Annotated in this window: 14 protein-coding genes; 7 read left to right on the forward strand and 7 right to left on the reverse strand. The window is 58.7% G+C overall.

The features are described 5' to 3' along the window. The first annotated feature begins 127 nt into the window (after positions 1-127). Positions 128-1,711 (forward strand): peptide chain release factor 3, encoded by a 1,584-nt coding sequence (locus QRN20_RS16000; RefSeq protein ID WP_024695419.1) that lies wholly within the window; start codon positions 128-130, stop codon positions 1,709-1,711. Positions 1,712-2,017: 306 nt separating this feature from the next. Here the strand turns inward: QRN20_RS16000 and rhlE1 are convergent, their stop codons facing one another. Next, positions 2,018-3,346 carry an RNA helicase RhlE1 gene (rhlE1, locus tag QRN20_RS16005; protein WP_004887899.1) on the reverse strand — a complete coding sequence of 443 codons (1,329 nt, stop codon included), beginning with the start codon at positions 3,344-3,346 and terminating at the stop codon, positions 2,018-2,020. A 61-nt stretch (positions 3,347-3,407) separates the two neighbouring features. Then, positions 3,408-4,322 (reverse strand): drug/metabolite exporter YedA, encoded by a 915-nt coding sequence (gene yedA, locus QRN20_RS16010; RefSeq protein WP_122408052.1) that lies wholly within the window; start codon positions 4,320-4,322, stop codon positions 3,408-3,410. 166 nt (positions 4,323-4,488) lie between these two features. Here yedA and QRN20_RS16015 point away from each other — a divergent pair, with 166 nt between their 5' ends. Next, entirely contained in the window at positions 4,489-4,995 is a 507-nt protein-coding gene (locus tag QRN20_RS16015; RefSeq protein WP_029244399.1) for an Lrp/AsnC family transcriptional regulator, read from the forward strand. Here the strand turns inward: QRN20_RS16015 and QRN20_RS16020 are convergent. The 3 genes from QRN20_RS16020 to QRN20_RS16030 all read right to left on the reverse strand — a co-directional run bounded on the left by QRN20_RS16020 (position 4,973) and on the right by QRN20_RS16030 (position 7,262). Continuing rightward, positions 4,973-5,584: a 3'-5' exonuclease gene (locus tag QRN20_RS16020; protein WP_285360797.1), complete on the reverse strand. Its 612-nt coding sequence runs from the start codon at positions 5,582-5,584 to the stop codon at positions 4,973-4,975. The two genes, QRN20_RS16015 and QRN20_RS16020, sit on opposite strands and share 23 nt — an antisense overlap. 22 nt (positions 5,585-5,606) lie before the next feature. Continuing rightward, the gene (locus QRN20_RS16025) at positions 5,607-6,083 is read right to left on the reverse strand and encodes an NYN domain-containing protein (RefSeq protein ID WP_004887906.1); all 477 of its coding nucleotides are present in this window, start codon (positions 6,081-6,083) and stop codon (positions 5,607-5,609) included. Between the two features lie 483 nt (positions 6,084-6,566). After that, positions 6,567-7,262, reverse strand: coding sequence for a DUF2076 domain-containing protein (locus QRN20_RS16030; protein ID WP_057411175.1), 696 nt, complete (start codon positions 7,260-7,262; stop codon positions 6,567-6,569). Positions 7,263-7,457: 195 nt separating this feature from the next. On the opposite strand from QRN20_RS16030, the gene QRN20_RS16035 reads away from it, so the two are divergent. The 4 genes from QRN20_RS16035 (at position 7,458) to QRN20_RS16050 (ending at position 10,866) form a co-directional block, all read left to right on the forward strand. After that, on the forward strand, positions 7,458-8,120 hold the full coding sequence (locus QRN20_RS16035; protein ID WP_122412288.1) for a YciC family protein: 663 nt from the start codon (positions 7,458-7,460) through the stop codon (positions 8,118-8,120). A 46-nt stretch (positions 8,121-8,166) separates the two neighbouring features. Next, complete coding sequence (locus tag QRN20_RS16040) at positions 8,167-9,258, forward strand: endonuclease/exonuclease/phosphatase family protein (RefSeq protein ID WP_285360782.1); 1,092 nt, start codon at positions 8,167-8,169, stop codon at positions 9,256-9,258. Positions 9,259-9,408: 150 nt separating this feature from the next. Then, positions 9,409-10,350 (forward strand): DUF6508 domain-containing protein, encoded by a 942-nt coding sequence (locus QRN20_RS16045; protein WP_163007971.1) that lies wholly within the window; start codon positions 9,409-9,411, stop codon positions 10,348-10,350. Positions 10,351-10,434: 84 nt separating this feature from the next. Then, positions 10,435-10,866, forward strand: coding sequence for a DUF2628 domain-containing protein (locus QRN20_RS16050; protein WP_029244402.1), 432 nt, complete (start codon positions 10,435-10,437; stop codon positions 10,864-10,866). A 116-nt stretch (positions 10,867-10,982) separates the two neighbouring features. On the opposite strand, the gene QRN20_RS16055 is transcribed toward QRN20_RS16050, so the two are convergent. Further along, on the reverse strand, positions 10,983-11,435 hold the full coding sequence (locus QRN20_RS16055) for a cell division protein (protein WP_096768228.1): 453 nt from the start codon (positions 11,433-11,435) through the stop codon (positions 10,983-10,985). Between the two features lie 190 nt (positions 11,436-11,625). Between QRN20_RS16055 and QRN20_RS16060 the strand changes: the two genes are divergently transcribed. Further along, positions 11,626-12,084, forward strand: coding sequence for a GNAT family N-acetyltransferase (locus tag QRN20_RS16060; RefSeq protein ID WP_096768227.1), 459 nt, complete (start codon positions 11,626-11,628; stop codon positions 12,082-12,084). A 53-nt stretch (positions 12,085-12,137) separates the two neighbouring features. Here the strand turns inward: QRN20_RS16060 and QRN20_RS16065 are convergent, their stop codons facing one another. Beyond that, complete coding sequence (locus QRN20_RS16065; RefSeq protein WP_004885007.1) at positions 12,138-12,299, reverse strand: DUF2986 domain-containing protein; 162 nt, start codon at positions 12,297-12,299, stop codon at positions 12,138-12,140. Positions 12,300-12,546 lie beyond the last annotated feature (247 nt).

The following is a 12,546-nucleotide window of genomic DNA, read 5'->3' on the forward strand; positions in this document are numbered from 1 at the left end:
CCAAGACCCGAAAGGTTCCCACATGAGACATTAACTGGCCATCCCCGATTGACTGAACGGCTCGGTTATTGCCCGGAGTTGAGCTATAATCTGCGCCCTTTTTCAATCCCATTCCAGGCGATTTCCCATGACCCAACAGGCCGCCGAAGTCGCGAAACGCCGCACTTTCGCCATTATTTCCCACCCGGACGCCGGTAAAACCACCATCACGGAAAAGCTGCTTCTGATGGGCAAGGCCATTTCCGTCGCGGGTACGGTCAAATCGCGTAAATCCGACCGTCACGCCACATCCGACTGGATGGAAATGGAGAAACAGCGCGGCATCTCCATCACGACCTCCGTCATGCAGTTCCCGTATCGCGATCACATGATCAACCTGCTGGACACCCCGGGCCACGAAGACTTCTCGGAAGACACCTACCGCACCCTGACGGCGGTCGACTCGGCCCTGATGGTTCTGGACGGCGGTAAAGGTGTCGAGCCACGCACCATCGCCCTGATGGACGTCTGCCGTCTGCGCGACACGCCGATTGTCAGCTTCATCAACAAGCTGGACCGCGACATCCGCGACCCGATCGAACTGCTGGACGAGATCGAAGCCGTCCTCAAGATCAAGGCGGCGCCTATCACCTGGCCGATCGGTTGCTACCGTGACTTCAAGGGTGTGTATCACCTGGCCGATGACTACATCATCGTCTACACCGCCGGTCACGGGCATGAGCGCACCGAAACCAAGATCATCCAGAACCTGGACTCCGACGAAGCCCGCGCCCACCTGGGTGACGAGTACGACCGCTTCGTCGAGCAACTGGAGCTGGTGCAGGGCGCCTGCCACGAATTCAACCAGCAGGAGTTCATCGACGGTCAGCTGACGCCGGTGTTCTTCGGGACCGCGCTGGGCAACTTCGGTGTCGATCACGTGCTCGATGCCGTGGTCAATTGGGCGCCAATGCCGCTGGCCCGCGTCGCCAACGAGCGCACCGTGGAGCCGGAAGAAGAGAAATTCAGCGGCTTCGTGTTCAAGATCCAGGCGAACATGGACCCCAAGCACCGCGACCGTATCGCGTTCATGCGTATCTGTTCGGGCCGCTACGACAAGGGCATGAAAATGCGCCATGTGCGTCTGGGCAAGGACGTGCGGATCGGTGATGCCCTGACCTTCTTCTCCTCGGAACGCGAGCAGCTGGAAGAGGCCTACGCAGGCGATATCATCGGCCTGCACAACCACGGCACCATCCAGATCGGCGACACCTTCACCGAAGGCGAAGGTCTGGGTTTCACGGGTATTCCACACTTCGCACCCGAGCTGTTCCGTCGCGTGCGTCTGAAGGATCCGCTCAAGTCCAAGCAGTTGCGCCAGGGTCTGCAGCAATTGGCCGAAGAAGGCGCCACGCAGGTGTTCTTCCCGCAGCGCAGCAACGACATCATTCTCGGCGCCGTTGGTGTGCTGCAGTTTGACGTGGTCGCCAGCCGCCTGAAGGAAGAGTACAAGGTCGAATGCGCCTACGAGCCGATCACCGTGTGGTCAGCCCGCTGGATCGAATGCGCCGACAAGAAGAAGCTCGAAGAGTTTGAAAACAAGGCCGTGGAAAACCTGGCGCTGGACGGTGGTGGTCACCTCACCTACCTGGCCCCTACCCGCGTGAATCTGGCGCTGATGGAAGAGCGCTGGCCCGACGTGAAATTCCGCGCCACTCGCGAGCATCATTGATCGACTGAAGTGCTCTGGACGCTCTGCACCGCATTCGAGAGCGGACGCGGAGCGTCCTGGGCGGCGTTACCACGCGGAGCGCTCGTCGTTATACACAAATCGACCTGAAGGAACGCGGTGCCCGAAAGTGGGAGCGGACTTGTCCGCGAATACAGCGTTTCAGACGCTGGATCTTTGTCGGATGTACCATCTTTCGCGGACAAGTCCGCTCCTACGACCGAAATCGCGCCCGCTCCAGATGCTCATCGCGATTTGCGTATAAAGATGAGCGCAGGAGCGTGGTAACGATCAATCATCAATGGCGGTTCAAGGCTTCTTCTTGCGCGGCCCGGTGTTGAAAACCGGGACCTTGCGCACAGGTTTGACTGCCGGTGCCGGCTCGGAATCGCCGCTGTCGACCCACTTGCCCAGATTACGCTTGCTGCCCGAGACCTTGGGCTTTTTCGGCTTCTTGGGTTTCTTGAGGATCTGTCCGCTGGCATCGGTGCTCGGCACGCGGTGCTCTGGTTCGAAATCCTGTTCTTCACGACGCTCCAGGGTCTGACGGGTCAGCACTTCGATGGCCGACAGCAGCTCGACTTCATCGGCGCACACCAGCGAAATCGCCTCGCCGGTCAGGCCTGCACGGCCAGTACGACCGATACGGTGGATGTAGTCTTCGGCCACAATCGGCAGGTCGAGGTTGACCACGGTCGGCAGGTCGTCAATGTCCAACCCACGCGCCGCCACATCGGTCGCCACCAGAATCTTCACTTCATTGCTCTTGAAACGGTCCAGCGCACGCTGACGGGTTGCCTGAGGCTTGTCGCCATGAATGCCGTCTGCGTTCAGACCCAGCGCCTGCAGGCGGTCCACCAGTTGATCGACGCCTACGCGGGTCTTGGCGAACACCAGCACCTGACCCCAGCGATGCTTTTTCATCAGATGGATGAACAGGTCGGCCTTGCGCTTTTTATCCACCGTCACGACCCACTGCTTGACCGATGCCGCCGCCACGTTGCGCGGGCTGACTTCGATGGTCAGTGGGTCATCCAGCATCTGCGAGGCCAGCAGGCGGATCGGATCGGAGAACGTCGCGGAAAACAGCAAGGTCTGGCGACGCTTCGGCAGCGCGGCGTAGATCCCACGCAGTTCCTCGGCAAAGCCCAGGTCCAGCATGCGGTCGGCTTCGTCGAGGATCAGGGTCTGCAATTGCGAGAACTTGACCGCGTTCTGGCGATGCAGGTCGAGCAGGCGACCGGGCGTGGCGACCAGCACGTCAACGCCTTTGCGCAGTTTCATCATCTGCGGGTTGATGCTCACCCCGCCGTAGACCGCGTAAGTGCTCAACGGCAGGTGCTCGGCATACTGACGAATGCTTTCGTGAACCTGTTCGGCCAGTTCGCGGGTCGGTGCCAGCACCAGCGCACGAATGGTGTTGGGGGCAACTTTCGGCCCTTCCATCGTCAGACGCTGCAACAGCGGCAGCGCAAAACCTGCGGTCTTGCCGGTGCCGGTCTGGGCGGCCGCCATCAGGTCACGGCCAGCCAGAACCGGAGGAATCGCCTGTGCCTGCACAGGGGTCGGAGTCTGGTAGCCAAGCGCATCAAGCGCGCGCAGCAAGGGTTCGATCAGGCCGAGAGAGGCGAATGTCATGGGAGTACCGTAGGAAAAATCAGCGCAAGGCGCGCAGTTTACCCTGTCCGGCCCGCATCGGTTAGCTTGTACGCGCTGAGACGGTTTCCTGAGGGGGCGGCCTGCGCCATTGCGGCAAGCCGATCAGCACCACGCCGCTGATGATCACCACCATCGCCAGGCACTCGGGCAGACCGATCGTTTCGCCCGCGAACACGACACCCAGCAACACCGCTACCGCAGGGTTGACGTAGGCATAACTGGTTGCCGCCGCCGGACGCACGTTCTTGAGCAGGTACATGTAGGCACTGAACGCGACGATAGAACCGAACACCACCAGGTACAGCAGCGCGCCCCAACCCGCCGCTGTCGGCATCTGTTCCAGACGTTCGCCACTCAAAAAACTGCCGATCAGCAACGTCGCGCCCGCAACCAGCATTTCCGCACCACTGGCCATAGGCCCTTTGGGCAAGGTCAGGTGCTTGCTCAGCACCGAACCGAATGCCCAGGCCGCTGCAGCGAAAATAACCAGCGCGGCGCCATAAGGGCTGGCTTGCAGGTTCGAGCCCATATTCAGCAGACCAATGCCGATCAGGCCCAGAATGATGCCGGCCCATTCCAGGTTGGTGGTGCGATTACCCCAGAACAGGCCGAACAGCAGGGTAAACAGCGGCATGGTCGCGACTGACAACGCGGCGATCCCAGACGCCACGCCGGCATGCTCGGCCAGCGTCACACCGCCGTTTCCGCAGGTCAGTAACAGAAAACCGATCACCGCCGCGCCTTTCCACTCGGCCCAGGTCGGTGCCGGCACGCCGCGAAAGCGCAGAAATCCATACATCAGGGACCCGGCAATCAGAAACCGGATACCGGCCATCATCAACGGCGGCCAGGACTCGACGCCGATCCGAATGACCAGATAGGTAGAGCCCCAGATCAGATACAGGGCCAGAAAGGCACCGATGAGCAACGGCGAAAAACGAACGGACTGCGGCATGTTCAGGCTCGAAAATCATTGTTATGGTGAGCTTATTGTATGAAGGCAAACCGCGAATATTAAGCAGACAAACCTTTTTAACCGCCCGTCAAACTTACGATTCGACGCTTGTTTGGCGGTTTTACCTTGGTTTTCAAAAACAGCACAAACGCCACCGGAGACTGCAATGATCCTGGACAAATACGATCGGATTCTGCTCGACGCGCTGCTGCAAAACGGCCGCGCCTCGTTCGCTCAACTGGCGAAGCTGGTCAACCTTTCGGCACCCGCCGTTGCCGAGCGTGTCGCCAAGCTGGAAGCCAGCGGGGTCATCACCGGGTATGAGGCGAAAGTCGATCTGTCGAAGGTGGGCTTGCCGATTCAATGCATCATCGAACTGCGCATGGGTAGTCATGGCAATCAGCAGGCATATGACGATCTTTGGAAAATACCGGAGTTGATCCAGTGCCACCGGGTGACCGGCGACCCCTGCGTGATCATGCGCGCTGCCGTGGATTCGATGCCCCATCTGGAAGACCTGATCAACCGCATCGCGCAGTTCGGCTTCAGTAAGACATCGATTGTGCTGTCGACAGCCGTGGAGCGAAGCCTGCCGTCAGGCCATCTGGTGCCTCAGGGCAGACAGGAAAGCAGCAAGGAGCGAAAAACGCTCAAAGCCCGCGCTGACGCTTGATGGCTTCACCGATCTTCGCCGCCGGGACTTTCTGCAGCGAGCACAGCAACTGATGGGAGACACCCGCCAGGCCGTGTTTCTGACGCAGCTCGTTAGTCAGATAGGCCGTCAGGTTGGCCGCCATCTCGGCATCGGCCATGGCCCGGTGAGCCTTGCCGGTATTGGGCAGGCGGGCGTAATGGGTCAGGGTGCCGAGCTTGTGATTGGGCGCGCCCGGCATCAGACGTCGGGCGAGCAGCATAGAACAGGCAAAGCTCTGTTCACGCGTGCGCTCGATACGCGACAGCTCGTAGTCCCAGAACTTCTGGTCGAACGAGGCGTTGTGCGCCACCAGCGGCGTCGAACCGACGAAATCGCACACATCGCCCATCACCCGCTCGGCACTGGGCGCGGTGCGAATCATGTTATTGCTTATACCAGTCAGCCCTTCGATGAACGCGGGGATGCGCACACCGGCATTCATCAGGCTCTGGTAGCGATCGACGATACGCCCCTGTTCCATGATGACCACGGCAATCTCGGTCGCACGGCAACTGTGGCCAGGCGAGATTCCGGTGGTTTCAAAGTCGATGACTGCAATACGTTCCAACACGTTGGTCCAACCCTTGAATTCATTTCAACAACAACGCGCCTTCGATGGGCACGTAACGACTGGCGGCGCGGATCAGCGAATTGGCAGTCAGCCCCGGCACGCCATAGGCCACCGCTTCTACGCCATGTTTGCTGATGATGCGTTCGAGCAGCATGTCGAAATCGCCATCACCCGACGCCAGCACCACTTCATCGACCTGCGGCGCGAAGTCCATGATATCGATGGTAATGCCCACATCCCAGTCCCCTTTTGCTGAACCGTCGCTGCGCTGGATGTACGGTTTGAGCCGCACAGTGAAGCCCAGATTGCGAAGGATCTGCTGGAACTGCTGCTGCTTGCTGTCGCCCCGGTCGATGGCATACGCAAAGGCATGGACGATCTCGCCACGCTTGCTGATGTCCGCCCACAAAGCGGCGTAATTGAAATGACAGCCATGCGCCTGGCGCACGGTGTAATAGAGGTTCTGCACATCGGCGAACACCGCGATCTTCTTCACCGCAATTCCTCATGACGCAGGCTGGCCCCTGCGGTTACAGCGATCCGGAACGTGGATCGGCGTCCAGTATGCCAGCTTGAGCCGGGAATTGAGGGATCGATTGGTCAGCCTGCCCACTCAGAGTATGGGCACGATCAGACACACAGTGATCGTTCCCACGCTCTGCGCTCATCGTTATACACAAGTCCTCTTGAAGGAATACGATGATGATCGTTCCAACGCTCTGCGTGGGAATGCCTCCCAGGACGCTCCGCGTCCGCTCTCGAATGTGGCGCAGATGTGTGCCACATTCGAGGGCGTTATCCACGTCATGCGCTCGGCTCACCGAATCCCCAGTCTGTGCCATTTGTGACGCGGAGCGTCACGGGAGGCATGCCCACGCGGAGCGATGGGCACGATCAGTGTCGAGGCGGACTTGTGTATAACGATGAGCGCGGAGCATGGGCACGATCAGATTATCTCGCTCAGGCGAACCAGCCGCCCTCAAACAAACGAATCATCGTCGTCCGAGAACATCCCGCCATCGTCGTTATAGTTGTCGTCGGCCGTGTATTGCGGGTCCGGCTGATTCCAGTTGCCTTGATCGTTGTTGGAAAACTGATCCTGAACGGGCGCATCGTGGATGACTTCGACGATTTCCTGCGGCTGATTGTGATGGCTGAACAGGCTGCTGATGCCTTCGGCCAGCATCACACCACCTGCCACACCGGCCGCTGTTTTCAGGGCACCGCCCAGAAAACCACTGCCGACGGGAGCAGCAGGCGCCGCGCCATAGCCGGCCTGCGGCGCGGGCGCCGGATTGAAACCTGCCCCGTCACGCCAGCCACCGCCCGACGCAGCCGGTGGCGACTGTGGCGCTCGCGGTGCGCTGCTGCCAAAAATGTTCGATAAAAACCCGCCGCTGGCAGGCGCCGAAGAGGTTTGACTCTTCGCCTGCTGAAGTTCGGCCTGCAATTGCTGGATCTGCTCGTCACGCTGCTTAATCTGCTGATTCAGCTGATTGACGGCCGCTTCCTGCACCAGAATCGCCTGCGTCATGTAATAAGGCGCAGCGGGCTGGCGGTTCAAGTGCTCCTTGATCAGCGTCTCGGCCCCCGTGTCTCGCGGGGCGGACGTTGTTTCGGCAGTTTTCAGTTTCGAGAAAAGACCGTCGATCAGGGTTTGCTCTTCTTGGTTCATGGCGACCTCGCGGATTGCCGTTATCAATCATCCTCCGGCGGAATGCCGGTATCTGAATCAGTAATGGGGCTGCTCGGCAGCGGTTCAACAATATGAAAAAAAAGATAAGGAAGCCTTGCCGCGACTGCCGCTGCGCTTGGATCGACACAGGCCATGGGCTAAAGTGACGGCCTGCTTTTTTGCCTGCGATCTACTATGAACCCGTTGACCGTCATCCAGGATTCGCTCTACTTCTTCCGGCGCAATCTGGGCAGCATCCTGATGCTCTGCCTGCCCTTGGTGGTGCTCGAAGCGCTGGCCAAGCAAGCCCTGGGCAGTGCCATGTCCGCCGAGGCGTCACCTGCCTACAGCCTGGTCATCGGGCTGTTTTTCTATCCGCTCTACACCGCCGCCCTGATTCTGTTTCTTGACGCCCGCACCCGTGGCGAGGAACCGGCAACTCGCGACCTGCTGGCCATGGCGTTACGCCTGTGGCCGACCTTTGCCGTGCTCTCGGCCATGAGCACGCTGCTGATCATGTTCGGCCTGTCGCTGCTGGTCGTGCCGGGCATCTGGGTGATGATCAAGCTGGCCTTCAGCGAATACCTGCTGGTGCTGCGCAGGCTGACCCCTTTCATGGCCATGCGTGAAAGCATGTTGATGACCACCGGGCATTTCACACGCATCATGGTCTGCGTGCTGTGCGTTTATATCCCGTTGTGGCTGCTCGAAGGCGTGGGGCTTTACCTGATGCCCGAACCGCAAAGTGCACCGGTGTCGCTGCTCATCGACAGCGTCAGCAGCTTTCTGAACCTGTTCACCAGCATCGTGATGTTCCGGCTGTTCATGCTGATCAGCGAGCCGGAGCACACCGCCTGAGCCGAACGCGAACCTCACCGAGCGCAAAGCGCTCCAGGTCGAGCCGATGAAACGCTTCCTGCTACGCCTGACACTGTTTGGCCTGTTGCTGGCTGCCCTCCTGCTGATCCTCGTTCAGCAGATGACCTGGCGCCCGGCCGCACGTGATTCGGCACAGACCAGCTGCAATCCCGAAGTGGCAGCAAAGCCGCTGGTGCCTGGGCAGGCGCTGAAGGTCATGACCTGGAACATTCAGTACCTGGCCGGCAAGCGCTACGTCTTCTGGTACGACATGGCCGACGGCAGCGGCCCGGACGAACGCCCGACGCCCGAAGACCTCGCATACAACCTCGACGAAGTGGCGCGCGTCATCCGCGATGAACAGCCCGATATCGTCCTGCTGCAGGAAGTGAACGACAACGCCAAGAACACCGACTATCAGGATCAACTGGCCCTGCTTCAGGAGCGCGTGGTCGATCTCTATCCGTGCAGTTCTCAAGCCTTCTACTGGCGCGCCGAGTTTGTGCCAAGCCCGCATATCTGGGGCGGCGTCGGGACCAAGCTGGCGACCTTGAGCCGTTTCCAGATCGACCGTGCCGAACGCGTGCAACTGCCGATACCGGATGCCAATTTCATCAGCCGCCAGTTCCAGCCGAAAAACGCACTGCTGGTCAGCTATATTCCGCTGCGCGACGGTGGCCACCTCGCCGTCATCAATACTCACCTGACCGCCGCCCGAACCAGCAGCGACACCGCACAAAGACAGATCGCCGCCACACGCGACCTGCTGGACAAATTCGAGGGCGCTGGCACGCCGTGGCTGATCGGCGGCGACTTCAACCTGTTACCACTGGGCCAGTACCGACGCCTGCCGGAACCGCTACGCACTGGCTACGCAGCCGACAGCGAACTGCATGGACTTTGGGACAGACACCCGATGATCCCGACCAATGCCGAAGCCAGCGGCATCGATCGCAACAAATGGCTGACCTATTTCCCCAACGATCCTCGCGTGAGCGGACCGGATCGAACCGTCGATTACCTGTTTTACAGCCCAAGCGTGAAACGGGTCAGTGCCAGGGTACGTCGTGACGACACGCTGCTGATCTCCGACCACCTGCCAGTGATCGGTCGCTTTTTGTTGCCGATGGTGCCTTGAAGGCCGAAGATTCGGCCGCGACTGCTTGCCTCCCAAGGTGTAGTTTGTGCAAGGAAGTATCGGCTTATGGCCCCTGGCGGAAGGTAAAAAGTGCTCGCATAACTTGACCCGGCATGAAGAACCCTGCCGGGAAACCATGGATGTTTTCCCGTGATGAAACTTCTGCATCGATTGAAGTCCTGGCTCGGCCAAAAAGCGGTGACACAGCAGCCAGATATTCACCCCGAATCTGATGAAAAAACATCACGCCTTCAGGAACAAAAACCTCTGCTGGTTTCTCCACCAACCTGCCCGCCCCTGACCGACAGGGACGCGCCGTTACTTGCGCGTTATCACGCCTACATCGCCGGGGTAGAACACGCGGACAAAGCCGAACCGCTGGAGCAAAGCGAGTCGCAGCGTGAAGAAGGACGCATGCTGGCAAACGCGTTGTACTCAAGAGCACTGGATCTCGCCACCTCCAGGGCGGGCGAACACTCGCCCGACATCTACTGGCTCATGCAGTCTGCAGCCATCGCGTCGTTATTCGCCGACGGCATTGACTCCGAAGCATTCCTGAAATACCAGAAGGACGTTCACCACTATAAAGATCAGCGTCTGACCGAAGGTCAAGTCTGGGCATTTGATCTTTATGTCTCGCACCGTTTCCCCATTAAACCTCTGCCGCTTCTGATGCATCCTTCTGTTGAAACACGCCTGCCCAGCGAACCGATTCCAGGTCCCGAAGACATCGACGAGTTGCTGTCTTACCTGCCCAGGCTCTATCCGAACGGCATTGCAATCGAGACACACGTCTACAAAGAGGGTCAGTACTGGCCCACTTACTTCGATGTTGTGCATGACTTTTTCAAAGCAGTGGCCAAGGACTGCTGGTGCGACACCCACTACCCCAACCATCGCCCTTACGACAAGCTTGAGAGCCCCGAGTACATTGCACAGGCAAACCTGGCAGATATTCAGACCTTCCTGACTTATTGCTCCCGGGGTGAACGTTTCTGTGATGGACATCACGGCCAGATGATCAAAGAGGGTTACGTACTGCGTGTATTGAATCGATTATCCGTATTGCGCGTGAATGATGTGAATCCCTGAAATCGACCTCATGGCAGAGTTACGGAAAAAGCCGTCTGAATCGTTACATCAAAAAAATACATCCAGGACCAAAGGAGCTCAGGCATGAACACCACAGACCACGTACAACCAAAACGAAAATACAGCGCCAAATGGCAGGAACGCTTCGACTTCTTCGACGCACATGGCGCGCCGAAGGATCCGAGCTTCAACATCGCCTTCAAGGCCCTTCCGGGTTTTGGAAAGAAAATGTTGATGCAGATGAACTTCATCGCCTTTTTCTTCGGACCGATCTATCTCTTTGTACTCGGCCTGTGGAAGAAAAACCTCGCCCTGCTGGGCATCCTGATCGGGATCAATATCGTACTGAACGTTTTGCTGGCCATTTTCGGACTGGAACTTTCCCAGGCGATGGGCACCGGCATGAATGTCGCAGGTTCGCTGATGTATGCGATGACGACCAACTATGCCTACTACCTCAAAGAGGTCAAAGGTGAGCAGGGCTGGAATCCGTTCAAAGGGTTTCGCATGATCTGATCGACAGCCCTGACTGCAGAAAGCCCGCACACCTCAATGGATGTGCGGGCTTTTTTCGTTTTGAATGATCGACCCCAATCAACCTTGACTCATATTGCTCAGTACAGAATGCAGATTCAATCGGCTCGGGCACGGTCATGGCGATACAGCCAGAACAGAGGCGGCAAGAGAGCCAGCAGCGCGGCCCCATCCAGCCAGACGTGCGACCAGACATCAGCCCGCAAGGAAATCGCGATGTCCTGAGGTGCCCAGAGCAACAGGCCGGCCATCAGCCAACCCCAGGGCAGGTGACTTTTCAGACGATTGCCAAGGTGCACGAGCGCCAGCATGTACAGCGAATAGGTCTGCAACGTCGCGCCGAACAGCGCCGCCCACCAGGTCTGCTGCGCCCGCGCCGCAGCAGGTGCCGCCTCGGTCCAGAATGCCTGCTCAAGTGTGAGCAGATAGCCGTCGAGCCACCCGGCAAAACCCGCCCATGTGAACACGATGGCACCCAGAACATGCGCCATTGCTGCGGCGTACAACCAAGTGACGAGAATGCGTCGAAGCGGCCAGGCAGGGAGCGGCATCACAGATCCTTACATCCTTGGGAGGTGGCGAGTGTAGCGACATTCGCGGGTGCTTAATACGCAGCGCACAACGTTCGACATGAGGAACGGAAGTCGACGGCAGCAGGACATGAGCAGCGAAGCTGTAAACGTTTGAGGAAGCGCATGACGGCAGGCTACGCTGTGATGACCAAAGTACGAGGCTATCGATATGCGGTGTCAGATTCGCCCCGCCACAGTCGAGGACGCGGCAGCGATTAGCCGTGTAGTGATCGCGGCTCTGCGCAGTTCAAACGCACAGGATTACCCGCCTGAGGTTATCGCAGAGGTCGAGCAGAGCTTTGCGCCTGAAGCCGTCAGCTCAATGCTCGACAAGCGCAAGGTGTTCGTCGCTGTGTACGACGAACAGATCATCGGTACTGCAAGCCTCGACGGCCCGGTAGTCAGAAGTGTTTTTGTCGATCCTGCGTATCAGAGTCGCGGAGTCGGTCGGCAGTTGATGAGCGTCATTCACGCTACTGCCGCCAATGCTGGAATCCAGGCTTTGCGCGTGCCCTCATCGATTACCGCAGAGGCGTTCTACATCACGCTGGGCTATCAAAAAATCCGCGACGAATTTCATGGCGCTGAACGCACGATCATCATGGAGAAACGACTCGAGGATCAATGAGTGTCTGCCCACTGATCGAACCCAGTTAATCCGATACGTTCAAGGCTTATGGCTCAGCTCTCGGAAGAAACGACAGACTCCTGCCCGGCTTCAGCCGCAAGCTTCGCCCGGTCTGCCTTACTGACGTAGGTAGACTTCTTGCGCGGTGCCAGTTTGGCGCTGGCTTTCTTGGCGTTGGCTTTCAAGAGTTGATTGATTTTTTTGCGACGATTCATGGCGACTGGCTCGGCTTGGACGGTATGGATGATATCAGCTTGAATGACGCACTACGTCGCCCCTCGGTTCGATCCGCCAGAAACTGCGCCCGAATTCCCGGAAACGCTTACGACTTCAGCCGACATCACCCCACGCTCACAACCATTGAACTAATCATCAGCCCCGCTCACCTAACGTTGTGCAGATAGCTTCTGGCCACCCGCTCAGTCCGATTCTGAGCTTCCCATTTACACACGAAGGTTTGAT

It is taken from the genome of Pseudomonas sp. fls2-241-TYG-175 (genome assembly GCF_030209155.1).
In the GTDB taxonomy this organism is placed as follows: Bacteria; Pseudomonadota; Gammaproteobacteria; order Pseudomonadales; family Pseudomonadaceae; genus Aquipseudomonas; species Aquipseudomonas viridiflava.